17 protein-coding genes, 1 tRNA gene and 1 pseudogene are annotated in these 25319 nt (G+C 73.9%); 16 read left to right on the top strand and 3 right to left on the bottom strand.

What is annotated here, in order from left to right; all coding sequences use genetic code 11:
* Window positions 1-120: 120 nt before the first annotated feature.
* Both OG294_RS18865 and OG294_RS18860 read left to right on the top strand, forming a co-directional pair.
* Window positions 121-459, top strand: coding sequence for a TadE family type IV pilus minor pilin (locus OG294_RS18865; RefSeq protein ID WP_327067674.1), 339 nt, complete (start codon window positions 121-123; stop codon window positions 457-459).
* Window positions 459-833 (top strand): annotated as a pseudogene (locus tag OG294_RS18860) (Rv3654c family TadE-like protein); the annotation flags it as partial. The gene OG294_RS18865 and the pseudogene OG294_RS18860, both read left to right, overlap by 1 nt.
* 201 nt (window positions 834-1034) lie before the next feature.
* On the opposite strand, the gene OG294_RS18855 reads toward OG294_RS18860, so the two are convergent.
* Complete coding sequence (locus OG294_RS18855) at window positions 1035-3389, bottom strand: DEAD/DEAH box helicase (RefSeq protein WP_327067673.1); 2355 nt, start codon at window positions 3387-3389, stop codon at window positions 1035-1037.
* A gap of 272 nt (window positions 3390-3661) precedes the next feature.
* On the opposite strand from OG294_RS18855, the gene bldG reads away from it, so the two are divergent.
* From bldG to OG294_RS18830, 5 genes are all read left to right on the top strand, one after another.
* Window positions 3662-4003: an anti-sigma factor antagonist BldG gene (bldG, locus tag OG294_RS18850; RefSeq protein WP_327067672.1), complete on the top strand. Its 342-nt coding sequence runs from the start codon at window positions 3662-3664 to the stop codon at window positions 4001-4003.
* Between the two features lie 292 nt (window positions 4004-4295).
* Window positions 4296-4706 (top strand): ATP-binding protein, encoded by a 411-nt coding sequence (locus OG294_RS18845; RefSeq protein WP_327067671.1) that lies wholly within the window; start codon window positions 4296-4298, stop codon window positions 4704-4706.
* 445 nt (window positions 4707-5151) lie between these two features.
* Entirely contained in the window at window positions 5152-7515 is a 2364-nt protein-coding gene (locus tag OG294_RS18840) for a sodium-translocating pyrophosphatase (protein WP_327067670.1), read from the top strand.
* 101 nt (window positions 7516-7616) lie between these two features.
* Window positions 7617-8522 (top strand): hypothetical protein, encoded by a 906-nt coding sequence (locus tag OG294_RS18835; RefSeq protein ID WP_327067669.1) that lies wholly within the window; start codon window positions 7617-7619, stop codon window positions 8520-8522.
* Between the two features lie 80 nt (window positions 8523-8602).
* Window positions 8603-10153, top strand: coding sequence for a DUF7059 domain-containing protein (locus OG294_RS18830; RefSeq protein WP_327067668.1), 1551 nt, complete (start codon window positions 8603-8605; stop codon window positions 10151-10153).
* 31 nt (window positions 10154-10184) lie between these two features.
* On the opposite strand, the gene OG294_RS18825 is transcribed toward OG294_RS18830, so the two are convergent.
* The gene (locus OG294_RS18825; protein WP_327067667.1) at window positions 10185-10808 is read right to left on the bottom strand and encodes a hypothetical protein; all 624 of its coding nucleotides are present in this window, start codon (window positions 10806-10808) and stop codon (window positions 10185-10187) included.
* 298 nt (window positions 10809-11106) lie between these two features.
* Here OG294_RS18825 and OG294_RS18820 point away from each other — a divergent pair, with 298 nt between their 5' ends.
* From OG294_RS18820 to OG294_RS18795, 6 genes are all read left to right on the top strand, one after another.
* Window positions 11107-11514 (top strand): hypothetical protein, encoded by a 408-nt coding sequence (locus tag OG294_RS18820; RefSeq protein WP_327067666.1) that lies wholly within the window; start codon window positions 11107-11109, stop codon window positions 11512-11514.
* A gap of 375 nt (window positions 11515-11889) precedes the next feature.
* Window positions 11890-14772 (top strand): type I DNA topoisomerase, encoded by a 2883-nt coding sequence (gene topA, locus OG294_RS18815; protein ID WP_327067665.1) that lies wholly within the window; start codon window positions 11890-11892, stop codon window positions 14770-14772.
* 170 nt (window positions 14773-14942) lie between these two features.
* Window positions 14943-18197, top strand: a complete 3255-nt coding sequence (tmk, locus tag OG294_RS18810) for a dTMP kinase (protein WP_327067664.1) — start codon at window positions 14943-14945, stop codon at window positions 18195-18197.
* A 160-nt stretch (window positions 18198-18357) separates the two neighbouring features.
* Window positions 18358-19593, top strand: a complete 1236-nt coding sequence (locus OG294_RS18805; RefSeq protein ID WP_327067663.1) for a DNA polymerase III subunit delta' — start codon at window positions 18358-18360, stop codon at window positions 19591-19593.
* Between the two features lie 218 nt (window positions 19594-19811).
* The gene (locus tag OG294_RS18800; protein ID WP_327067662.1) at window positions 19812-20999 is read left to right on the top strand and encodes a hypothetical protein; all 1188 of its coding nucleotides are present in this window, start codon (window positions 19812-19814) and stop codon (window positions 20997-20999) included.
* A gap of 96 nt (window positions 21000-21095) precedes the next feature.
* On the top strand, window positions 21096-22697 hold the full coding sequence (locus OG294_RS18795; RefSeq protein WP_327067661.1) for an alpha/beta hydrolase: 1602 nt from the start codon (window positions 21096-21098) through the stop codon (window positions 22695-22697).
* On the opposite strand, the gene OG294_RS18790 is transcribed toward OG294_RS18795, so the two are convergent.
* A complete protein-coding gene (locus OG294_RS18790; protein WP_327067660.1) occupies window positions 22639-23295 on the bottom strand; it encodes a TetR/AcrR family transcriptional regulator in 657 nt (218 codons plus the stop codon). The genes OG294_RS18795 and OG294_RS18790 overlap by 59 nt on opposite strands.
* 74 nt (window positions 23296-23369) lie before the next feature.
* On the opposite strand from OG294_RS18790, the gene OG294_RS18785 reads away from it, so the two are divergent.
* From OG294_RS18785 to OG294_RS18775, 3 genes are all read left to right on the top strand, one after another.
* Window positions 23370-23939 (top strand): GNAT family N-acetyltransferase, encoded by a 570-nt coding sequence (locus tag OG294_RS18785; RefSeq protein WP_327067659.1) that lies wholly within the window; start codon window positions 23370-23372, stop codon window positions 23937-23939.
* A gap of 101 nt (window positions 23940-24040) precedes the next feature.
* Window positions 24041-24114: transfer RNA gene (locus tag OG294_RS18780), tRNA-Thr, on the top strand.
* Window positions 24115-24289: 175 nt separating this feature from the next.
* A complete protein-coding gene (locus OG294_RS18775; RefSeq protein WP_327067658.1) occupies window positions 24290-25267 on the top strand; it encodes a hypothetical protein in 978 nt (325 codons plus the stop codon).
* Window positions 25268-25319 lie beyond the last annotated feature (52 nt).

Below are 25319 nucleotides of genomic sequence, written 5' to 3'. Positions count from 1 at the left end.
GGGCCGGGGCCGCCGGTTCGGCGTCGGCGGCTCACCGCCCGGTGGCGCCGCGCGCTCGTCGGCCGTGTCCGTGCCAGGCGGGCCGGGCGGGCCGGCCGGGCTGCCCACGAGGCGGGGTATGTGACCGCGGAGACGGCGGTGGTGGTGCCTTCACTGGTGCTGCTGCTCGCGATGCTCCTGTGGGGCGTTCTGGCCGGGGCCGCGCAGCTCCGGTGCATCGACGCCGCGCGGGTCGCGGCCCGGACGGCGGCACGGGGTGACGCCGACGCTGTCGCCAAGGCCGCCGTGGTCGCCCCGCCGGGGGCGACCATCCAGGTGCTCACGGGCGGCGACACGGTCTCGGCCCTGGTGGAAGCGAAGTGTCTCGGGGTCGGGCGGCTGGCATCCGCGCTCTCGGTGACGGTCTCCGCAACAGCCGTGGCCGCACGGGAGGACCGGATCGGAAGGGAGGTGGAGTGATGCTGTCCGACGGACCGGCGCCGGCCGGTGTCGGTGCTCGGGACGGGTGCTCCGGGCGGGGCCGGGGCCGTGGGCCGGGCGGTGGCCGGTGCCGGGATCGGGACCGCGGGTCGGCGACGATCTGGCTCTCGGGGTTGCTGTTCCTCGGGTGCGCGGTCTTCGGGCTCGCCCTTGACCTGGGGTCGGCGCTGGCCGCCAGGCATCGCGCCGAGTCCGCCGCCGACCTGGCGGCGCTGGCGGCGGCGGACCACCTCCTGTTGGACGCCGACGGCGGGTGCGCCCGGGCCGCGGCGCTGGCGGCGGCCCAGCGAGCCCAGCTGGTCTCGTGCGTGGTCGATCTCGGCACGGACAGCGTCGAAGTGGCCGTCCAGGTCCCGGTGCGGGGCGTCCGGATCCCGGTCGGACCGGCGACCGCACGGGCGCGGGCCGGGCCGGTCTGGGCCCCGGAGGGAGCGGACGAGGCGGCTCCGGCCCCGCCCGCCCCGCCGACCACGGCGGCCCTGGCGATCCGTGGCGGCGCGCCCGTCGGGTGGGGCGCCCGTCGGGCGGGAGCCGGGATCGCCCGGCGTCAGGCGCTACCCGGGTTCGACCTCGGCACCGGGCTCCTCCCCGGCGCTGGGCGCGCCGGCGAGGAGCCCGGTCAGCAGCCGGACGGCCCCGGCCTTGTCCAGCGGGTCGTTGCCGGTCCCGCACTTGGGCGACTGGACGCAGGACGGGCAGCCGCGCTCGCACTCGCAGGAGGCGATGGCCTCGCGGGTCGCGGTCAGCCACTGCACCGCGCGTCGAAATCCGTGCTCGGCGAAGCCGGCCCCGCCGGGGTGGCCGTCGTAGACGAAGACGGTCGGCAACTGGGTGTCCGGGTGCAGCGGCACCGAGACGCCGCCGATGTCCCAGCGGTCGCAGGTCGCGAAGAGCGGCAGCAGACCGATCGAGGCGTGCTCGGCCGCGTGGGCGGCGCCGGGCAACTGGTCGTAGGGGATCAGCGCGTCCAGCAGTTGCTGCTCGGTGACGGTCCACCAGACCGCCCTGGTCCGCAGCGTCCTGGGCGGCAGGTCGAGCTTGGTCTCACCGAGGATCTCGCCGGTGGAGATCCGCTTGCGCAGGAAGCCGACCACCTGGTTGACGACCTCGACCGAGCCGAAGTTGAGGCTGCCCTCGCCCCAGGCCACGGTGCGGTCGGTGGCGAGGATCGAGATGGCCGTGGTGTCGCGGGCCGAGGTGGTGTACGAGGGGTTGGCGAGTTCGACCAGGGCCGCCGAGGCCTCCAGGTCGAGGTCCCGGACCAGGTAGGTGCGCCCCTGGTGGAGGTGGACGGCGCCGGTGTGCACCGTGGTGTGCGCGGCGGCCGCGTCGACGGTGCCGAGCAGTCGCCCGGTGGACGCCTCGACGATCTGGACCGGATTGCCGCCGCTGCCGCGCAGGTCGACCGCGTCGACCGCTCGTTCACGGCGGGTCCAGTACCAGGAGCCGTCGGTCCGGCGACGCAGCAGCCCCCGCTGTTCCAGCACCGGCAGCAGCTGGGCGGTCGTGGGACCGAACAGCTCCAGGTCGTCCGGCCCGAGCGGGAGTTCGGCGGCGGCGGCGCACAGGTGCGGAGCGAGCACGTGCGGATTGTCGGGATCGAGCACCGTCGCCTCCACCGGGCGGGCGAAGAGCGCCTCCGGGTGGTGCACCAGGTAGGTGTCCAACGGATCGTCGCGGGCGATCAGGACGGCCAGCGCCCCCTGGGCCTCGCGTCCGGCCCGTCCGGCCTGCTGCCACAGGGAGGCGCGGGTGCCGGGGTAGCCCGCCATCAGCACGGCGTCCAGGCCGGAGACGTCGACGCCCAGCTCCAGCGCCGAGGTGGAGGCCAGACCGAGCAGCCGTCCGGAGTGCAGGTCGCGCTCCAGGGCGCGGCGCTCCTCGGGCAGGTAGCCGCCCCGGTAGGCGGCGATCCGGTTGGCGAGCGGTGCGTCGAGGTTGTCCTGGGCCTGCAGCGCGACCAGTTCGGCGGCGCGCCGGGAGCGTACGAAGGCCACCGTCCTGGTGCCGGCCGCCACCAGGTCGGTGAGCAGATAGGCGGCCTCGGTGGTGGCGGTCCGCCGGACCGGGGCACCGTGCTCGCCGACGTGTTCGGTGAGCGGCGGCTCCCAGAGGGCGAAGACCAGGGGGCCGCGGGGCGAGGCGTCCTCGGTCACCGCGACCGCGGGCAGCCCGGTGAGCCGTTCGGCGGCCGCGGCCGGACCTGCGGTGGTCGCGGAGGCGAGCAGGAAGGCCGGGTCGGAGCCGTACCGGCGGCAGAGCCGGCGCAGTCGGCGCAGTACCTGGGCGACGTGGGAGCCGAAGACGCCGCGGTAGCTGTGGCACTCGTCCACCACCACGTAGCGCAGCGCCTTCAGGAAGGAGGACCAGCGGGGGTGCGCGGGCAGGATGCTCCGGTGCAGCATGTCGGGATTGGTCAGCACGTAGCTCGCGTACTGGCGGACCCACTCGCGCTCCTGCGGCGGGGTGTCGCCATCGTAGAGCGCGGCGCGCACCCGGTCCGGGGCGAGCTCGGCGGCCCGGCGGCGCTGGTCGGCCGCGAGGGCCTTGGTCGGGGCGAGGTAGAGCGCGGTCGCGCCACGGCCGTTCGGCGCCTCGGTGCCGTCCAGCAGATCGCTCAGCACCGGTGCCAGGTAGCCGAGCGACTTGCCCGAGGCGGTCCCTGTGGCGATCACCACAGTTTGGCCCTCCTTGGCCAGATTCATCGCCTCGGCCTGGTGCGCCCAGGGCCGGGAGACACCGAGCTCCGACGCGGCGGCGCGGATCTCGGGGCGAATCGAGTCGGGCCAAGGGGCGTAGCGCGCCTCGCGCGCGGGGAGATGCTCCGTATGGGTGAGCCGGTCCGAGCGGCCCCGGCTGGCGACCAGGGTGTCGAGCAGGGCCTCGGGCAGGCGATGGCTGGGCGGCATGGAGACCCAGTGTGTCACTGGAGTGACGGACAATCGCGGCAAGCCATCGTGCGGGCATGCTGCCAGGTGGTTGAATGATGCGGTGGCGGCCAGCTGGCCGGACCGGCGGCACCTGGGCCGGTTGCTCGGCCATGCGGTGGAGACCGGTTCAGACGGCGCAGGCCGGCTGGCACGGTGGAGATCGCTGGTCGGGAGCGGTGGCCGAACGGCCGATGCCGCCCGACTCGCCGTAGAACGCAATAGACGTAGCAAGGCAAGGTGCTGGAGGTTCCGTGGACCTGTCCCTGTCGACCCGTACAGTCGGCGACCGCACGGTCGTCGAGGTTGGCGGCGAGATCGATGTGTACACCGCTCCTAAGCTTCGCGAGCAGCTGGTCGAGCTCGTCAACGACGGCAGCTACCACCTGGTCGTCGATATGGAGGGTGTCGACTTCCTGGACTCGACCGGGCTGGGCGTGCTGGTGGGCGGCCTGAAGCGGGTCCGTGCGCACGAGGGTTCGCTGCGCCTGGTCTGCACTCAGGAGCGCATCCTGAAGATCTTCCGGATCACCGGTCTGACCAAGGTCTTCCCGATCCACTCCTCGGTGGACGAGGCCGTCGCCGCGACCGACTGATCCGGCTGGCCCGGGGCCGTCCCGCTCAGCGGGGCGCCCCCGGTGCCCGGCCGCATGAGTTTTCCTGGCCGCACGCGGTTCTGTCGCGGCCTCATGTATTCCGGTGCGTCCGCTGCGGTGCGTCGGCCGGTGATTGGCGCCCCGTCAGGGTGCTCGCGCCGCAAAAGTGGTGGCGTCGCGTCAGGATGCCGGGTCATGGTGCCGGTTCTGGTGCCAGGGCAGCGGCCGTTGGCGAGTGCCGAGCCGCGGCTTGGCGGCAGTGTGCCCCTGGAGACGACCCCGAGAGGGAGAGATGGCAACCGTCGAACTGCGATTCAGCCCCCTTCCCGAGCACGTGCGGACGGCACGGCTGGTGGCGGCGGCGGTGGCCAGACGCGCGGGCGTGGACGAGTCGGTGCTGGACGAGCTCCGGCTGGCCGTCGGCGAGGCCTGCTCCCGTGCCGTGGGCCTGCACCAGCGCGGCGGCCTCGCCGGCGCCGTGCGGGTCGCGCTGACCGACCAGGAGAAGCGTTTCGTCATCGAGGTCGGTGACGGCGCCGGCGAGCTGAGCGAGTTGGCCGCGCCCACCGACGACGACTCGGGGGACGGCTCCGACGACACCCTCGGCCTCGCGGTGATCACCGGACTGGTGGAGGACGTCGAGGTCGGCCGGGACGACGCCGGCGGCCTGATCCGGATGGCCTGGCCGGTCCACCCGGCATAGCGGTGGTTCAGGAGGCCCAGTGCGGCCCCTGATGTTCCCCGCACGTGAAGTGACAAGAAAAAGAATCATGGGCGGCCCCGAAAACCAAGGTTTTTCGGGGCCGCCCATGATTCTTTCTGTTCTGTGCTGCACGCGGTCTATATCAATCCCGCGTTGATTCCTACACTCGCTCCTGGATATCCGGTCGGACCGACTGATCCGGTCCGGTCGCCTGTGCCACCAGAGCCACGTGCGCGCCGTCCGGACCGTTCGGCGTGCCGGTTTTCGGGGAGGACGCATGGCGGGAATCACGATCATCGCGACTGCTTCAAGCGCTATCGGCGCACTCACCTCCGCTCCAGCCACTCCAGTTCCAGCTCTCTCCGCGCCAGCCTCGCACGCGCTTTCAGCCTCGTCCGCGCCGCTGGCCACACTTTCCGCCGGGGCACCGGTGCGACCACGAATCTTGAACGTTCTGGCCGACGGTTCCACCGGCAACGCGGTACTCACCGGTGGCAACCGGCTGGTGGTGGTGATCATCGGTCTGATCGCCCTGGCCGCCCTCGGTGTCGCCGTCCTGCTGGTTCGCCAGGTGCTCGCGGCCGACGCCGGAACGCCGGTCATGCGGCGGATCGCGGGAGCCGTCCAGGAGGGGGCGAACGCCTACCTGGCCCGGCAGTTCCGCACCCTGGCGGTGTTCGCGGCCGGCGCCTTCTTCCTGCTGATGCTGCTGCCGGCGGACAACTGGTCGCAGCGCCTCGGACGCTCGGTCTTCTTCCTGGTCGGCGCCGTCTTCTCGGCGGCCACCGGGTACCTGGGCATGTGGCTGGCGGTGCGGGCCAACGTCCGGGTGGCCGCGGTGGCCCGGGGCGTGTCGGCCGGTCAGGAGCGCTCGGCGCAGCACCGGGCGATGCGGATCGCCTTCCGCACCGGCGGCGTGGTGGGCATGTGCACGGTGGGCCTGGGCCTGTTCGGCGCGGCCGTGGTCGTGCTGATCTACCAGGCCGACGCCGCCCGGGTGCTGGAGGGCTTCGGCTTCGGCGCCGCGCTGCTCGCGATGTTCATGCGGGTCGGCGGCGGGATCTTCACCAAGGCGGCGGACGTCGGCGCGGACCTGGTCGGCAAGGTCGAGCAGGGCATCCCGGAGGACGACCCGCGCAACGCCGCCACCATCGCGGACAACGTCGGCGACAACGTGGGCGACTGCGCGGGCATGGCGGCGGACCTCTTCGAGTCCTACGCGGTGACCCTGGTGGCCGCGCTGATCCTGGGCCGCGCGGTCTTCGGCGACGTCGGCCTGGTGCTGCCGCTGATCGTGCCGGCGATCGGCGTGCTCACCGCGGTGCTCGGGATCGTGGCGGTCGCCCCGCGCGAGCGCGACCGCAGCGGGATGTCCGCGATCAACCGGGGCTTCTTCCTCTCCGCCGCGGTCTCGCTGCTGCTGGTGCTCGGCGCGGCCTACCTGGTGCTGCCGTCCAGCTTCGCGGCCCTGCACCACGTGCCGGACGCGATCCGCGGTCACCACGGCGATCCGCGCCTGTTCGCGCTCGCCGCGGTGGTGATCGGGATCGTGCTGGCCGTGCTGATCCAGCAGCTGACCGGCTACTTCACCGAGACCAACCGCCGGCCGGTGCGCGACGTCGGCCGCAGTTCGCTGACCGGTCCGGCCACCGTGGTGCTCTCCGGCGTCTCGCTCGGCCTGGAGTCGGCGGTGTACTCGGCGGTGCTGATCGGTGCCGCGGTCTACGGCGCCTACCTGCTGGCGGGCGGCTCGATCGTGCTCGCGCTCTTCGCGGTCGCGCTGGCCGGCACCGGCCTGCTGACCACGGTCGGCGTGATCGTGGCCATGGACACCTTCGGGCCGGTCTCCGACAACGCCCAGGGCATCGCCGAGATGTCCGGTGAGGTCGAGGGCCTGGGCGCCCGGGTGCTGACCGAGCTGGACGCGGTCGGCAACACCACCAAGGCGATCACCAAGGGCATCGCGATCGCCACCGCGGTGCTCGCCGCGACCGCCCTGTTCGGCTCGTTCACCGACGCGATCAACGAGGCCGTCGCCAAGGCCGGCGGCAGCGCGGTGATCGGCAGCCCGGCGGGGCTCAGCCTGGACATCTCGCAGCCCAACAACCTGGTCGGCCTGCTGCTGGGCGCGGCCGTGGTCTTCCTCTTCTCCGGACTGGCCGTCAACGCGGTCTCCCGCTCGGCCGGTTCGGTGGTCTTCGAGGTGCGCCGGCAGTTCCGTGAGCACCCCGGGATCATGGACGGCAGCGAGACCCCGGAGTACGGCAAGGTGGTCGACATCTGCACCAGGGACGCGCTGCGCGAGCTGGCCACCCCCGGCCTGCTGGCCGTGCTGGCGCCGATCGCGGTGGGCTTCGGCCTGGGGGTCGGCTCGCTCGGCTCCTACCTGGCGGGCGCGATCGGGGCGGGCACCCTGATGGCGGTCTTCCTGGCCAACTCGGGTGGCGCCTGGGACAACGCCAAGAAGCTGGTGGAGGACGGTGCCCACGGTGGCAAGGGCAGCGAGGCGCACGCGGCGACGGTGATCGGCGACACCGTCGGCGACCCGTTCAAGGACACCGCGGGGCCGGCGATCAACCCGCTGCTCAAGGTGATGAACCTGGTGTCGCTGCTGATCGCGCCGGCCGTGGTGCGGTTCAGCTACGGGGTGCACGCGAGCGCGGGCGTGCGCGCGCTGGTGGCCGTCGTCGCGGTACTGGTGGTGGTCGGCGCGGTGTACGCCTCCAAGCGCCGCACGGTGGACGTGGCGGGCGGCACGGACGCGCCGCAGGGCGTCGGGGACGGGAGGGTGGCCCCGGCCGGGGGCTGAGCGTCGCCCGGGGGCCTCGCGTCGCCCGGGGCCGAAGGCCGGTCGAGGTCGTCGGGTAGGTTCACCCGGGACGGATCGCGACGTGACTGAAGGGCTCCCAGGTGGACGAGCGAGTGCTGGCGGACGGGCGTGCCCAGGCGGCGGGACGGGGCGGCGGTACGCGCTCGCGCACAGGCGGACCGGCCCGCCGCCTGCTCGGCCTGCCGCTGCTCGGGGTGCTGCTCGCCACCGGCGCGGCGGCCTGCTCCAGTGACAACAGCGGGCAGCTGAACAGCTGGGCGAAGCAGGTCTGCGACGGGATGCGGGACCCGGTGACCCAGTCGCAGAACGCGCTGAAGGACACCGGACAGGTCAAGCAGGGCGAGGCGCCGGCCGATCTGCAGAAGCGACTGGCGGCCGACCTGGGCGCCCTGGGCACGTCCAACCAGCAGATCGCCGACGCGATCGACAAGGCCGGCGCTCCCAAGATCGACAACGGCGCCGGCCTGCAGAAGGACGCCGTGAGCGAGCTGCGGCAGGCGGCGCAGGGGTACCAGGACGTCCAGAAGAAGCTGTCCGGGCTGTCGACGGACGATCAGGGGAAGTTCGCCGACGGGCTGAAGAGCGTGGGCGACCAGGCGCAGCAGCTGTCCAAGCTCTCCACCGTGGCGCTGGCGAAGGTGCAGACCGGCGACCTGGGGAAGGCCCTCGCCAAGCAGCCCGGCTGCAAGAGCCAGGGGTCCTCTACGGCTGGTGCCGGCGGGGCCGCGGGTGCGAGCGCGGGTGCGTCGGCCGGCCCGGGTGCGTCGGGCAGTCCGGCGTCCTCCGGCAGCCCGGCGGCTCCCGGCAGCCCGGGCGGGGCGCCCAGCGCGGGCGGATCGGCGAGCCCCGGCGGCGCGGGCAGCCCGAGCGGGTCGCCCGGCCCGGGCGGTTCGGGGTCGCCGGCCGCGGCCGGCAGCCCGGCCGGCTCCGGCTCCGGGAGCCCTGCGGCCTCGGGCAGCCCGTCCGGCAGCGCCTCGCCGAGCTGAGCCGTGGCCCCGCGCGCCCTGACGGCAGGTCAGGGCGCGCCCGGCTCGGCCGCCCGGCTCGCGGGCGGGACAATGGCGAGGTGACCAAGCTCCCCAATCCCGACCCCGCCCACCTCGCCCGACTGCGTGAGGCGCTGCTCGCCGCCTCATACACCGCCGACGGCTGCCTCGACCTGCTCGGCCCCACGGGCTACGCCGCGCTCGCGCGCAGCGAGGCCGTGCCGGCGCTGCGCGCGACCAGGGGCGGCACGCCGCTGGAGACGCTGGTCCGGCTCTTCCTGCTCCAGCAGCCCGTCCCCTACGCCGCCGCGGCCGCCGCGCTGCCGGTCCAGGAGTGCCTGGCGGACGGCTGGCTGGAGCGCTCCGCCGACGACGCCGAACAGGTGCGGGCGACGGTGGACGTCCGTCCGTATGCCAACGAGGTTGCGGGACTGGAGAGCGCGGACTCCTGGGTGGTCTCCGACCTGGGCTGCGCGGTCGGCGGCGCCGGCGGGATCGGCTCGGGCGGCAGTGCCGCCGGGGTGGCCCGGCGCGAGCTGGTGCTCGGGGTCGGCGGCGCCTCCACGACGCTGGCCGGTCTCGCGGTGCGCCGGCCGGTGCGCGCCGCGCTCGACCTCGGCGCGGGCTCGGGGGTGCAGGCGCTGCACGCGGCCCGGCACGCCCAGCGGGTGACCGCCACCGACCTCAACCCCCGGGCGCTGGCCTTCTCGCGGCTCACCCTGGCGCTGTCCGGCTTCGAGAACACCGACACCGCCGAGGGCAGCCTCTTCGAGCCGGTCGGCGAGCGGCGCTTCGACCTGATCGTCTCCAACCCGCCGTTCGTGATCTCGCCCGGCAGCCGGTTCGTCTACCGGGACGGCGGGATGGCCGGCGACCAGCTCTGCCGCGCCCTGGTGCGCGGCGCCGCCGCCCACCTGGAGCCCGGCGGCTACTGCCAGCTGCTGGCCAACTGGCAGCACGTCAAGGGCGAGGACTGGCACGACCGGCTGGCCGGCTGGGTGGCCGGCACCGGGCTGGACGCCTGGGTGGTGCAGCGCGAGGTGCAGGACGTGGCGCAGTACGCGGAACTGTGGCTGCGGGACGGCGGCGACCACCTGGCGCCGCGGTCCGCCTACGAGGAGCGCTACAACGAGTGGCTGGACGCCTTCGAGACGGCGAAGGTCGAGGGCATCGGCTTCGGCTGGATCACCCTGCGGGCCTCCGGTGCCGACCGGCCCGCGGTGCGGATCGAGGAGTGGCCGCACCCGGTCGAGCAGCCGCTCGGCCCGCACATCGAGCAGTGGTTCGCCCGGCAGGACTTCCTGCGTTCGCACGACGACGCCGGGCTGCTGGACGCCCGCTACCTGCTGGCCGACGACGTGGTGCAGGAGCAGGTCGGCCCGCCCGGTGCCGAGGACCCCGAGCACGTGGTCCTGCGGCACAACCGGGGCATGCGGCGTGCCACCAAGGTGGACACGGTGGGTGCTGGTTTCGCCGGTGTCTGCGACGGCACGCTGACCGCCGGGGAGATCCTGGACGCGATCGCACAGCTGCTCGGCGAGGAGCCGGCCGGGCTGCGGGAGCGGGCTCCTCAGTCGCTGCGACTGCTGCTGGAGCAGGGCTTCGTCGAGCCGGCCGCGGCCTCGTGGTGATGATCTGACGATCAGTCAGTCATGCTGGCTGCTACGGGTGGTACTGCTGGGTGATGCTGGTGATCACGTTCTGGCTGTTCGCCGTGATGCTGTACTGGTTCCCGTAGCAGTAGTTCGGCGCCTGCACGGCCGACGGGTTGTGCAGGCAGTCGTCCACGAGCTTCATGAAGGTGTTCAGATCGACCGCCTTGGCCTTCATGTCGGACAGGACGGTGGTCTTCACATCGTTACTGAAGGTGAACACCGTGGGGTCGCCGTAGCTCGCGAAGTAGCCGTCGTCGGGGATGTCGGCGCCGCAGACGAACTTGGTCGCCTTGGCGCGCATCCAGACGTGGGTGAGGTAGCCGTCGTCGGTGGCCTCGACCACCCGGTTGCCGGCGGCGTTCGCGGTGCAGTCGGCCGTCGGCGAGGCGCCGCCGGTGCCACCGGCCGGCTTGGTGCTGCTCGGCCGGGCCGGAGTGCTCGGCTTGGCGGGCGCGCCGGTCGGAGCCTTGGCGCTGGGCGCCGCAGCGGGGGCCGAGGCGGCGGCGGGCGCGCTGGCGGCGGAACCGGCGGTGGGCGCGGTCGACGCGGTCACCTCGTCGGGCCCGCAGGCCGTCAGGGTCAGCGCGGCGGTGGCCAGCAGGGCGGCGGCGCAGACGCGGTAGGCCTTCATGGTGTTCCCCCCAAGGGATCGGTTCGCTGGTGGCGGCTCGTGCGGCCCGCCGTCTGTGCACACGGCGGCGGCGGGGCGGCGGGTTTCCGCTGTTGCGGTGCTGTGACAGCCGTTCACCGATCCGTGACCCGGCCTTTGCCCGGGCGACAGCGGCTGTCGGCCCGGGGTTGTCCCCCCGCTGCCACGTTCGCAGGGGGCGGAGCAGGCCGCCGGCCGGGGAGGATCAGGGGGGGCAGGGGTGGAGACGCCGACGGTGACGGTGGCGGGGGGCGTACTCGTGCTTTTCGGAGGCGCACTGTTGTTCTGGTGCGCGGCCGAGCTGCGCCTTCGCCACCACCTGCGCCGGCACGGCGTTCCGGTGACCGCCCTGGTGGTCCCGGATCCGACCCCCGTCCAAGCGCTCGACCCCGCTCCGCTGCTCGCCTACGCCACCCTCCCCGCCGTCGGACTGGCGGCGGACGCGGGCCGGGCCGACCCGGTCTCGGTGCTCGCCCGTCCGCGCGGCAGCACGCCGCTGCGCCGCCCGGCCCAGCCGGCCCCTGGCAGCTCCGTGCGGGTCTCCTACGATCCGCTTGCCCCGGCCCGGGTGGTGCTCACGGGCCGGGGCATCGCCGCCTCGCTGCCACGTGACGTGTTCTGGATTCTTCTCGGTACGAGCAGCCTGGCCGGCGGACTGAGCCTGCTGGCCGCCGCCCTGCTGCGCTGACGAGCGCGCCCAGCGGCTCTCGCCGGGCCTGCTCCCGGCCCCGTACACCGGGCCTGGCCAGGCCTTACGCACCCGGTCGGCGACACCCCGCCGGAATAACAGCGGGGCGGGAACCTCCATCATGGGGTTACCGTTCGAGTGGCGTCGGTCGGCCTTGCCGGTGAAAAAGCGGGATCCGTCCGTTTGACAAGGGTGACCAGGGTACGGTCACACTCCGCTGGTGGGGTCGTCGCGATGCGGCAGCCCCAGGCGGTGGTGTGTCGGGCGGCCAAGAGCCCGCGCTGCCCTCGGAGGCCGGTCCCGTGACCGGTCGGCAGGACCGGGGGCCAGCCGTCGGCCAGCACACCAGGAAACGACCGGGAGAGAAGAGCGAAGGTGTCCCCGAGCAGCGAGACCGCGCGCAACGGCAAGCGACTCGTCATTGTCGAGTCGCCGGCCAAGGCGAAGACGATCAAGGGCTACCTCGGCCCCGGCTACATCGTCGAGGCGAGCGTCGGGCACATCCGCGACCTGCCCGGGACGGCGGCCGAAGTGCCGGACCAGTACACCGGCGAGGTGCGCCGGCTCGGCGTCGACGTCGACCACGACTTCGCGCCCATCTACGTGGTGAACGCGGACAAGAAGTCCCAGGTGTCGAAGCTCAAGGCGCTCCTCAAGGAGTCCGACGAACTCTTCCTGGCCACCGATGAGGACCGCGAGGGCGAGGCGATCGCCTGGCACCTGCAGGAGGTGCTCAAGCCCAAGGTCCCGGTCAAGCGGATGGTCTTCCACGAGATCACCAAGGACGCCATCCAGCAGGCCGTGGCCAACCCGCGCGAGCTGAACCAGCGGCTGGTGGACGCCCAGGAGACCCGCCGCATCCTCGACCGCCTCTACGGCTACGAGGTCTCGCCGGTGCTCTGGAAGAAGGTCATGCCGAAGCTCTCGGCCGGCCGCGTCCAGTCGGTGGCGACCCGTCTGGTGGTCGAGCGCGAGCGGGAGCGGATCGCCTTCACCTCCGCCTCGTACTGGGACCTGGTCGGCACCTTCGGCACCGGCCGCACCGCGGTGGACGCCGCCAACCCGGAGAGCTTCGGCGCCCGGCTCGCCACCGTGGACGGCAAGCGGGTCGCCAGCGGCCGCGACTTCGGCCCGGACGGGCGGCTGAAGACGGCCGGCACGATGCACCTGGACGAGCAGGCCGCCCGCGCGCTGGCCGCCGCCCTGGAGCAGACCGCCTTCAGCGTGCGCAGCGTCGAGTCCAAGCCCTACCGCCGCTCGCCGTACGCGCCGTTCCGCACCACCACGCTGCAGCAGGAGGCCAGCCGCAAGCTGGGCTTCGGCGCCAAGCGGACCATGCAGGTGGCCCAGAAGCTGTACGAGAACGGCTTCATCACCTACATGCGCACCGACTCCACGACCCTCTCGGAGACCGCGGTCGCGGCTGCCCGCGCCCAGGTCACCCAGCTCTACGGGGCCGACTACCTGCCGGACGCGCCGCGCGCCTACGCCAGCAAGGTCAAGAACGCCCAGGAGGCGCACGAGGCGATCCGCCCCTCCGGCGACCGCTTCCGGACCCCGGCCGAGACGGCGCTGGGCGGGGACGAGTTCCGCCTCTACGAGCTGATCTGGATGCGCACCGTCGCCTCCCAGATGAAGGACGCCGTCGGGCAGTCCGTGACGGTCAAGGTCGGCGGCCTGTCGGCCGACCGCCGGGACGTCGAGTTCTCCGCCTCCGGCAAGATCATCACCTTCCACGGCTTCCTCAAGGCCTACGTCGAGGGCGCCGACGACCCGAACGCCGAGCTGGACGACCGCGAGCGCCGGCTGCCGCAGATGACCCAGGGCGACCCGCTGGCCGCCGAGCGGATCACCTCCGAGGGCCACAGCACCAAGCCGCCGGCCCGCTTCACCGAGGCCTCGCTGGTCAAGGAGCTGGAGGACCGGGAGATCGGCCGGCCCTCGACCTACGCCTCGATCATCGACACGATCATCAACCGCAAGTACGTCTTCAAGAAGGGGACGGCGCTGGTGCCGTCCTTCCTCTCCTTCGCCGTGGTCAACCTGCTGGAGAAGCACTTCGGCCGGCTGGTCGACTACGACTTCACCGCCCGGATGGAGGACGACCTCGACCGGATCGCCAACGGTGAGGCGCAGTCCGTGCCGTGGCTCAAGCGCTTCTACTTCGGCGAGGGCGAGGGCCACGCGGTCGGCGGCGCGGCGGAGGCCGGCAACGGCGACGGCGACCACCTGGGCGGGCTGAAGGAGCTGGTCACCGACCTCGGCGCGATCGACGCCCGGGAGATCAGCTCGTTCCCGCTCAGCGAGGAGATCACGCTGCGGGTCGGCCGCTACGGGCCGTACGTCGAAAAGGCGGCCGCGGTGGAGGGCGAGCCCGGACAGCGGGCCGACATCCCGGACGAGCTGCCGCCGGACGAGCTGACCGTCGAGCTGGCCGAGGAGCTGCTGGCCAAGCCGAGCGGTGACTTCGAGCTGGGCACCGACCCGGTCAGCGGCAACCCGCTGATCGCCAAGGACGGCCGCTACGGGCCCTACGTGACCGAGGTGCTGCCCGAGGGCACGCCCAAGACCGGCAAGAACGCGGTCAAGCCGCGCACCGCCTCGCTCTTCAAGACCATGTCGCTGGAGACGGTGACGCTTCAGGACGCGCTGCGGCTGCTGTCGCTGCCGCGGGTGGTCGGCGCGGACGCCGAGGGCGTGGAGATCACCGCGCAGAACGGCCGGTACGGGCCGTACCTCAAGAAGGGGACCGACTCGCGCTCGCTGACCAGCGAGGACCAGCTCTTCACGGTCACCCTGGAGGAGGCGCTGGCGATCTACGCCCAGCCCAAGCAGCGTGGCCGGGCCGCCGCCGCGCCGCCGCTCAAGGAGCTGGGCACCGACCCGGTCAGCGAGCGTCCGGTGGTGGTCAAGGACGGCCGGTTCGGGCCGTACGTGACCGATGGTGAGACCAACGCGACGCTCCGCAAGGACGACGACGTGGAGACGATCACGCCCGAGCGCGGCTACGAGCTGCTCGCCGAGAAGCGGGCCCGTGGGCCGGTGAAGAAGGCGGCCAAGAAGGCGCCGGCCAAGAAGACCGCCGCGAAGAAGGCGACCGCGACCACGACCGCGGCGAAGAAGACGGCGGCGAAGAAGACGACGACCGCCAAGACGGCGGCCAAGAAGACGGCGACCGCCAAGACCGCCGCCAAGAAGACCACCGCGAAGAAGGCGGTGGCCGAGGAGACCGTGGCCGGTGCCGCTGACGAGGGCTGACCTCCCCTCAGGGGCCCCGGGCGGCCCCGGACCGATCGCGTTCCGCGGCCGGTCCGGGGCCGCGCCCGTTGCCGGGCGGGGTGGGTGGAGTGCGTCACAACCTCGTCATGGCCCTGATCCGGAACGCGATGAGCCCTTTTGGGGCAGGCACCGCCCGCTACGCTGACCGTATGACGAGCGAGGAGCAGCCCACCCCCACCGCCGAGGCCGGCGCCGGATCCCCCGACCTCCCCGAGGTGGCACCGGCCGGTACTCCAGGCGAGCGGGCCAGGGCGCTGCTGCGGCTGCGCCCCTACCGGCGGCTCTGGGTCACCCAGCTGCTCGGCGGCACCGCCGACCGGCTGGCCTTCCTGGTGCTGCTCGCGCTGACCGTCGCCGTGGCGAGCCAGGCCGACCAGTTCGGTGGCGGCTACCGGGGCGTGGCGTTGGCGCTGACCCTGGTCTTCGTCGTCCGGCTGGCGGCTGCCGCGCTGGCCGGCGTGCTGCTGCTCACCCCGCTGCACCGGCTGCTGACCGGCCGGCTCGACCGGCGCTGGACGCTGATCGGCGCCGACGGGCTGCGCGCGGTGCTGGTCGCGGTGGCGCCCTGGTGGCCCGTCTGGGTGCACGGCGGCGGTGCGACCTACGCGCTGCTCGGCACCGTCTTCGCGGCCGGTGTGGCCGAGCGGGTCTGGTCGGTGGCCAAGGGCGCCACCGTGCCGACCCTGCTCCCGCCGGCCAATCCCAACGCACCGGCGGCCGAGCAGCGCCCGTCGGCGGGCAACCTGGCCACCCTGCGCACCCTGGACATGCGCACCGGCTGGGCCACTGTGCCGCTGGCCTCGCTCGCCCTGATCGGCCTGACGCTGCTCAACAACCTCTTCGCGGCGCTCGGCTCGCACTGGCTGCGCGAGCACCAGGTGACGGTGGCCGCGCTGGGCGCGGCCGGGCTCTTCGCCGCCTCGGCCGCACTGCTCTACCTGCAGGACCTGCCGGCCAACCCGTCGGGCTTCGCGCCCAGCTCGCCGCTGCGCGGGCTGCGGGCACCGACCGACGCCACGCCGGGGCCGGCGCTCGGCAAGGGCCGCACCGGTTCCGCCCCGTACTTCACCTTCGCCGTCGCCGCCGCCTACGCCTCGATGGCCGGGGTCGCCGCGCTCGCGCTGCTCACCGCCGCCGAGCACGGGGCCGGGCCGGTCGGCTACGGCCTGCTGGTGCTCGCCGCCACCGGGCTGCCCTGGCTGGGCCTGCGGCTCACCCGGGTCACGCTGCCCGCGCTCTCCCGGCGCCGGCTGCTGGCGGTGGCGCTGCTGACGCTCGGCGCGGCGCTGATCCTGGCCGGGCTGGTCTTCGACTTCGTGCTGATCCTGCTGCTCACCATGGTGGCCGGTACCGCCGCGGGGATCGTGGTCGGCGTCGGCCGGGCGCTGCTGGCCCAGGAGGTCGAGGAGGCCCGGCTGGCACGGGTCACCGAGCACCTCTACGCGGTGCTGCGCACGGTGGTCGGCGGCGCGCTGGTCGCGCTGCCGCTGCTCGCCGCCGGTTACGGCGAGATCGACTACGGCGACCGCGGGCCCGGCGACTTCACCTTCATCCACGGCGGCGCCGCGCTCGCGGTGGCCACCGCCGGGGTGCTGACCCTGGCGCTGGCCGGGGTGGTGCTGCTCAAGACGGACGACCAGCGCGGCACCGTCCCGTTCGGGCGCGAGCTGCTGGAGGCGCTGGGCCGGGGCCGTGAGGTCCCCGAGCACCGGGCCAGCGGCACCGGGTTCTTCATCGCCCTGGAGGGCGGCGACGGGGCCGGCAAGTCCACCCAGGCGCAGGCGCTGGCCGAGTGGATCCGCAGCAAGGGGCACGAGGTGGTGCTCACCCGCGAGCCCGGCGGCAGCCCGGTCGGGCAGCGGCTGCGCGGCCTGGTGCTGGACGTCGGCAACACCGGCCTGTCGCACCGAGCCGAGGCGCTGATCTATGCGGCCGACCGCGCCGAGCACGTGGAGAACGTGATCCGGCCCGCGCTGGCCCGGGGCGCGGTGGTGATCACCGACCGCTACATGGACTCCTCGATCGCCTACCAGGGCGCCGGCCGCGACCTGGCCGCCACCGAGGTCGCGCGGATCTCGCGCTGGGCCACCGGCGGCCTGGTGCCCGACCTGACGGTGGTGCTGGACGTCGACCCGCTCAGGGCGCGGGAGCGCTTCACCGAGGCGCTGGACCGGCTGGAGTCCGAGCCGACCGAGTTCCACGCCCGGGTGCGGGCCGGGTTCCTCGCGTTGGCGGCGGCCGACCCCGTGCGCTACCTGGTGGTCGACGGCAGCTCCGCGCCCGCCCTGGTGACCACCGCGATCCGGCACCGGCTCGACCGTGAGCTGCCGCTCTCCGACCAGGAGAAGGCGGCCCGGATCGAGCAGGAGCGGCTGGCCAAGGAGGAGGCCGAGCGGCAGGCCGCCGAGGAGGCGCGCAAGAAGGCCGAGGCCGAGGCCGCCGAGCGCAAGCGCCTGGAGCTGCTGGAGCAGCTGCGCGCCGAGCAGGCGGAGAAGGAGCGGCTGGCCAAGGAGGAAGCGGAGCGCAAGGCCGCCGAGGAGGCGCGCAAGCGGGCCGAGGAGGCCAGGCTCCGGGCCGAGGAGGAGGCCGAGCGGCGGGCGGCGGAGGAAGCCGAGCGCAAGGCTGCCGAGGAGGTGCGGCTGGCCGCCGAGGCCGCCGAGCGGGCCCGCCAGGAGGCGGAGGCCGCCCAGCAGGCCGAGCTGCAGCGCCAGCGCGAGGTGCAGCGGGCCGAGCAGCGCCGCCGCGCCGAGGAGGCGCTGCAGCGGGCCGAGGCGGTCAGGGTCGCCGAGGAGGCCGCGGCCGCTGCGGCCGCGGCGAACGACGCCGCCGCGGTCACCGCGGAGCTGCCGCGGGTGGCCGGCACGGAGGAGCTGACCGAGGAGATCTCGGAGCAGGACCGGCAGGCGGCGGTGGCGGCGGCCGAGGCGGCTGCGGCTGCGCAGGCCCGCCGGGCCGGGCAGGCAGGGCAGGCCGGGCAGCCCGGCCCGGGGCAGGCGGCTGCCAAGGGCGCGGCGCCGGAGCAGGTGGTGGAGAAGACCGCGGTGCTGCCCCGGGTCACGCCGGCCGGTCTGCCCACGGCGCGTCCGGCGGACGCGAGGCGTCCGGTGGACCCGGTGCGCCCGGTCGAGGAGCGGGTGCCGCCAGGTCTGTGGCGGGCCGAGCCGCCGGCGGGCGATCCCACCCGGGAGTTGCCGAAGGCGGCGGCGCCGGGCGAGCCGCGCCAGGCGCCGCGGCCACCGCGGCCGTCCTGGGCCGAGGAGACGCCGATGGACGACCTGCCCTCGCTCACCGACTCGCTGCTCGGTTCGCGCGAGGAGTGGGCCCGCTGGGAGCAGGCGGACCCGGAGGACGACGGGCCGCATGACGAGGGCGACGGCGGCAAGGGGCGCAAGCGGCGCAAGTGAGGCCGGCCACCGGCGCCGCGGCCCTCGGTCGCCGGCCGGTCGCGGTCCGGTCGGGGGCCGGAGCCGGGCCGGCCGGGGTGTCGTCGGCGCGCCGTATGCTCGGGAGCGGAACGTCGGGTAGCGGATCGGGCGTCCGACAGCGGAACGGGTGGGAGCAGCGGTGGCCGTCTGGGACGACCTGGTGGGTCAGGAACGGGTGGTCGAGCAGCTGACCGCTGCCGCCCGGGCCGCCCGGGCCGCGGTGCTCGCGGGGCGCTCGGGGGCCGCGCCCGCCACCGCCACCGGCGAGCCGGCGGTCAACGCCTCGCTGATGACGCACGCCTGGCTCTTCACCGGCCCGCCCGGCGCGGGCCAGACCACCGCCGCCAGGGCCTTCGCCGCGGCCCTGCAGTGCACCAGCCCGGATCTCGACATGGGCGGCACGCCCGGTTGCGGGTTCTGCGACGGCTGCCACACCGTGATGTCCGAGAGCCACGCGGACGTAAAGTTCGTCCGCAGCGACGGCCTGTCCATCGGCGTCGGCGACATGCGCGACCTGGTGCTGCGGGCGTCCAGCTATCCGACCGGCGGGCGCTGGTCGGTGATCCTGATCGACGCCGCCCACCGGCTCACCGAGGCCGCCGCGAACGCGCTGCTCAAGGGCGTCGAGGAGCCCTCGCCGCGGACGGTGTGGCTGCTCTGCGCGCCGTCCGTGCAGGACACCCTGCCGACCATCCGTTCGCGCTGCCGCCACCTGGTGCTGGGCACCCCCTCCGCCGACGCGGTGGCCGACCTGCTGGTGCGCCGCGACGGGGTGGAGCCCTCGCTGGCCCTGCTGGCCGCCCAGGTCGGACAGGGGGACATCGAGCGGTCACGGCGGCTCGCGGTGGACGAGCAGGCCCGCAGCCGTCGGCTGGACGTGCTGCGGATCCCGCTGGAGGTGGCCGACATCGGGGGCTGCCTGGCCGCCGCCCAGCGGCTGGTGGACACCGCCAAGGCGGACGCCGAGGCGCTGGCCGAGACCCGGGACGTCAAGGAGACCGACGACCTCAAGGCCGTGTACGGCGCGGCCGAAGGGCTCGGCGGCAAGGCCCCGCGCGGGATGGCCGGGGCGGTCAAGGAGCTGGAGAAGCGGCAGAAGAGCCGGGCCACCAGGACGCGCCGCGAGACCCTCGGGGTGGCGCTGCTCGACCTGTTGGGCTTCTACCGGGACGTGCTGGCCCTGCAGCTGGGCTCCACCGGGGCGCTGTCCAACGAGGACCAGCGCCCGGCCCTGGACAAGGTGGCCTCCGCCGGTCCGCCCGAGGGTACCCTGCGCCGGATCGAGGCGATCCTGGACTGCCGCCGGGCGCTGGACCGCAACGTCGATCCGCTGCTCGCGGTGGAGGCGATGACGGTGGCGCTGCGCGCGGGCTGAGGCCGCGCCCCGGCGGGGCCGCTGCGGGCGGTTGACGATCCGTCGCACGAGGAGGGCGCCGTGGCGGGTGGCGATCCGTCGGCCGAGGGCGCCGTGGCGGGTGGCGGCTCGCTCGTTCGAGTGAACGTGCGCATTCGCGCGGGACGCTCCACGGGATCGGCGGCGCTCTCTTGCAGGCTGGGGAAGGCCGCGTCCAGATCCTCTTCGAGGTGGTGTCCGTGCTCCGTCCGCCCCTGCTGCTGCTCGTGCTGGTCCCCGTCCTGCTGCTCGCCTGCTGGCTGGCCCATGGTGCCTGGCGCCGCTGGCGCGGTGAGAAGCTCGGCCTCGCCTACGAGTTGACCGCCGATCCGCGTCCGGCGGTGCTGCGGCTGATCGGCGCGGTCTGCTGTGGGCTGTGCGCCACCGGGCTGGCCGTGGTGGTGGTGCTGAGCGCCCAGACCGGTCGGACCGGTCACGGCGCCGGGACGCAGCGGCAGGCCGAGGCCGGTGCGGCGGCGGATGCCGTCCGGGCCACTCCGGCCGCGGCTCGGCCGGCCCCCGTGCCCGGCGCCTCGGCGGCCTCCCCGGCGGCCGGCTCCCCGTCCGCGGCCTCGCCCTCGGCGGGCTCCCCGTCGGCGTCCCGGTCGGCCAGCCCGTCGGCGACGCGCTTCGTGACCGTCGGCCACCCCGCCGAGGGGGAGCTGCTGCAGGCCGACCTGCCCGGTGCCAACGGCCGGCTGCGCGCCGTACGGGTCTGGCTGCCGCCGCACTACGCCGACGATCCGACGGCCCGGTACCCGGTCATCGTGCTGCACGCCGCGACCCCGGGGCGGACCGCCGACGCCGAGCTGCCGGACATCTACGAGGGCGTCGCCTCCGCGATCAAGCTCGGCCGGGCGCACCCGTTCATCACCGTCGCACCGGCCGCGCCCACCGGCACCGCGCACCCCTGCGACCTGGTCGCCGCCGCCCCGCAGGCGCTGGGCGACGACGAGGTGGTGCGCGCCGCCGTCGCGGCCGCCTTCCACACCCTGCCGGCCGGTCCGCAGGGCTGGGGCGCCCTCGGCGTGGGGGACGGCGCGCCCTGCGCGGTCGCGGCCGAGCTGACCCGGCCGGACCTGTACGGGGCGGCGGCGGCCGTCTCGGGCCGCTACGACGCGGTCGCGCTGGCCCAGGCGGCGGCCGACGCGCCTGCGGGCCCGGCGCCGCGGCAGTTGTTCCTGGCCGCCGCGAAGGCGGACGGCGAGGGGCAGAACTCGGCGCACAAGCTCTCCGACGCGCTGCGCACGGGCAAGGGGCCGGCGGCCAAGGCGGTGGTGACGATCTCCAACGTGGTCCAGGACTTCACCCCGGAGCGGGAGCGGCTGCGCCTGGTGCGGCTGGCCGCGCAGTACCTGAGCGACACGCTGATCCGCTCCGCTGGCTGACACCCCGGCGCCGTTTGCCCGGCGCTGCGCTGTGCCCTGATCCAGTTACGCTCAGTACCAGCCGCTGCCCGGCCGGTGCCCATGAGGGAGTCCCGTATGCGTTCTGCCCAGCCCGCTGCTCCGCTGCGGACGCTCCTCGTGCTGGCCGCCGCCGGGCTGCTGCTCACGGGCTGCTCCGGCGGGGGCAGGCCGAACGGGCTGCCGGGCGGCACCCCGCCCTCTCCGGGCGGCACGGCCTCCGCCGTACCGGCCGGCGCTGCGCCGCTGCAGCCGCTGCCCGAGGCGGTCCCCGCCGAGCTGGACTCCTACTACCACCAGCAGCTCTCGTGGCAGCCCTGCGACCAGGGCTTCGAGTGCGCCACCTTCAAGGCCCCGCTCGACTACGGCCACCCGGCGGGCGGTGACCTGACGCTCGGCGCCGTCCGCCGCCCGGCCGATGGCAGCGGGGGCGCCAAGCGGCTGGGCTCGCTGCTGCTCAACCCGGGCGGCCCCGGCGGCTCGGCGGTGCAGTACGTCGAGGCGGTGGCCGCGGGCTACCAGCCGCCGGTCCGGGCCGCGTACGACCTGGTCGGCCTGGACCCGCGCGGGGTCGGCCGGAGCAGTCCGATCACCTGCTTGAGCGGTGATCGGATGGACGCGTACACCGCCGTCGACAGCACCCCCGACGGTCAGGCCGGGATCGACCGGCTGGTCGCCGCCGACCAGGAGTTCGCGGCCGGCTGCCAGCAGCACGCCGGTGCGCTGCTCAGCCACGTCAGCACCGTCGAGGCGGCCCGCGACATGGACGTCCTGCGGGCGCTGCTCGGCGACGCCAAGCTCAACTACGTCGGCAAGTCCTACGGCACCCTGCTGGGCGCGACCTACGCCGGGCTCTTCCCGTCCCGGGCCGGCCGGCTGGTGCTGGACGGTGCGATGGACCCCTCGCTGACCGCGCTGAGCGGCAACCGCGCCCAGGCCGGCGGCTTCGAGACGGCCTGGGGCTCCTTCGCGCGGGACTGCGGGACCCACGAGGACTGCCCCGTCGGCCGGGACGAGCAGCAGGCCGGGCAGCAGCTCGACGCGCTGCTCGGCTCGTTGCGTTCGCAGCCGCTGCCGGGCGGCGGGGGCCGGCAGCTGACCGAGGCACAGGCGGTGACCGGCGTCATCGAGGCGATGTACGCGGAGTTCCTCTGGCCGCAGCTGCGCACCGCGCTGGCCGCCGCCAAGACCGGCGACGGGGCCCCGCTGCTGCGGCTCTCGGACTCCTACTACGAGCGCGGCAGCGACGGCGGGTACCCCAGCCTGATGTACGCCAACATGGCGGTCAACTGTCTCGACCTGCCGCCCGCGTTCGCCTCCCCCGCGGACGTCAGCCGTGCGCTGCCGGACTTCCGGCAGGCCTCCCCGCACTTCGGGCAGGACATGGCCTGGATGGGGCTGACCTGCGCCTACTGGCCGGTCAAGGCGACCGGCGCACGGCACACCGTGCGGGCGGCCGGGGCCGATCCGATCGTGGTGGTCGGCACCACCAGGGACCCGGCCACGCCGTACGCCTGGGCGCAGTCACTGGCCGGGCAGCTGGCGTCCGGACGGCTGGTGACCTACGACGGCGACGGGCACACCGCCTACGGGCGGCACAACGACTGCGTGGACTCGGCGGTCAATCACTACCTGCTGGAGGGCCTGACACCGGCCGAGGGACTGCGCTGCCCGAAGTGACCGGCGCCCCGGGGGATGCCGCTGCCGCCAACCAGTCGTCCACCAGCTTGACCTGGCGCTCCGGCGGGAACTCGGCCGGGGCGAAGAGCGCCTGCACCACCAGGCCGAGCGTGAAGGCCTGGGCGGCGGCGGCCAGGTCCTCGGCGGGCGCCGTGGCGGGCAGCTCGCCGAGCGCCTGGGCGGTCTCGACGTGCCCGGTGAGCCTGACGCGTGCGCGGCGGTAGCGCTCGGCGTGCTCGGCTGCGAGCTCGGGGTCGGCCAGGGCGACGTCCCAGGAGCTGACCCAGATCCGGTTGGCGTCGGCGCCCTCGGCGGTCAGCGGCAGCACGTCGAGCAGGTGGGCACGGAGCGCGGCCAGCCCCGCCGGTGCCGCGCGCCGGGGCCGCTCCTGGTTGTGCTGGTCGAGCACCTCCAGCGCGGTGCGCAGCAGCGCCTGCTTGTTGGGGAAGTAGTGGGTGAGCAGCCCCGTCGAGGCACCCATCTCGGCGGCCACCGCCCGCAGCGTCAGCGCGCCGAAGCCCCGGCTCGCCAGCACCCGCCAGACCGCGGCGGAGACATCACGGCGGCGGGCTTCATGGTCTCCACGGGCGGGCGTCATGCGGTTATGGTACCTACCAAACGTTTGTTATGTACGCCCGTCGTGATGCCCAGGCCCGCCCGGAGGTAGTCAGCATGTTCGCCATTCCCCTCTCCGACACCCTCCCCGCCGAGCTGCGCCCCCTGGAGCCCTGGCACGCCGAGGAGTTCCTGGCCCACATCGACCGCGCCCGGGAGAACCTGAACCAGTTCATCGCCTTCGCCTCGCTGACCACCGACCTGGACTCCGCCCGCGCCACCCTGCGCCACTACGCCGACAAGGCCGCCGCCGACACCGGCGCGATCTACGGCATCTGGCTGGACGGCACGCTGGTGGGCGGGGTGATGTTCCCGCACTTCGACGTCAAGCACCTCAACTGCGAGATCGGCGTCTGGGTCGAACCGGCCGGCGAGGGCCTCGGCCTGATCACGGCCGGCGTGCGGCAGCTGATCGAGCACGCGGTGGCGGAGCGCGGCATGCAGCGCATCGAATGGTTCAGCAGCACCCGCAACACCCGCAGCCGCGCGGTCGCCCAGCGGGTCGGCATGCGCCTGGACGGCGTGCTCCGCTCCTACTACCTGCACAACGGGGTCCGCCAGGACAGCGAGGTCTGGTCCCTCCTGGCCGACGAGTGGCTCACCTCCCCCCACCGCCCCACCCGCTGACCCGCCCACCGGAACCCGGTACGGATCACCCCGCGGACCTGTGTAGACTGGCCCGCGTTGCCGATGCGAACCGCCCCTGGCGGGGGAGCTCGGGCAGCGGCGCCGCCTTAGCTCAGTTGGCCAGAGCAACGCACTCGTAATGCGTAGGTCATGGGTTCGAATCCCATAGGCGGCTCAGTGCAGGAAGGGCCTGGTCAGGAATCTGACCAGGCCCTTTGTCATCCACGGCACGAGGACTTCCGCGGTCGTGGAGGGGGTCAGGTCCAGCTCGTTCGCGCCGCTCGTGGTGACCGGCGGGCCGGCGAAGAAATGCTGAGCGGTGCGTTGATGGAGTCACGTAGATTCACCGGATGGCGCTTGATGCTTTGAACCTGGTCCCGGGCATGCTGACCACGCGCGATGCGGTCCGGGCTGCTTACGGTGGTCGGACGCAGCGCGGGATCTCTTCTTCGGGGACCACGCCGAACGTCTTCCTGTACTCGGATCACGGGTCCGCCGCGGAGCACGGCTATGACTTCGATGGCTGGGCCGAGGACGATGAGGTGTACCACTACACGGGCGAGGGGCCCAGTGGCGACCAGGAGTTGGTTGATGGGAACAAGGCGATCCTGGAGCATGCGAACCCGAAGAAGCCCCGTGCGTTGCACGTGTTCGTCGGCGAGGGCCGCAAGGGCTCCTCGGGGCCGGTGATCCAGCGCTACATCGGTGAGTTCACCCTCGACTTGGACGAGCCCTACCTGGAACGCTGGAACGTCGGTCAGGACGGGCGGGATCGCAAGGTCTTCGTCTTCCGCCTGCGTCCGGTCGCCGACGCCCGCTTCCATCGGGTCGTGAAGGACCGCACCCCCAAGGCGACGAAGAACACGCGGATCAAGCTGCCCGCGAAGGCCACGTCGGCGCGGCTGATCGCACCGGAGCAGAACAAGACGCCGGAGACCTCGTACGAGGCCCAGGGGGGAACGCGGAAGGTGACTCGCTGGGAGTCCGGCCTGTCCGATGCCTTCTTGGCACACCTTGAAGGACTCGGGCACGACGTCGGGCGCTACCAGCTCACGGTCAAGGGCTCGCGCGCCCCGCTGTACACGGACCTGTACGACGCGACCGATGACGTCCTGTACGAGGCCAAGAGCAAGCATGACCGCCCCTACGTGCGCATGGCGGTGGGTCAGATACTGGACTACCAGCGTCATATCGGAAGCGATTCGGTGCGGCTGGGCATCGTGCTGCCCGCGGAGCCGGAGGAGGACGTGCGCGCCTATACCGAGGGCCTGGGGATCCACCTGGTGATCCAGAACGGCGACAAGTTCGAGGGGTACCCGCTGTCGTAGGTGCGAGGCCCGCCCCGGCCCCGGGCGTTGATCGGCGGCACCTCGGATCCCT

This window comes from Kitasatospora sp. NBC_01302, from assembly GCF_035976515.1.
Taxonomy (GTDB): domain Bacteria; phylum Actinomycetota; class Actinomycetes; order Streptomycetales; family Streptomycetaceae; genus Kitasatospora.
This window is presented reverse-complemented; position numbering and strand designations above follow the sequence as displayed.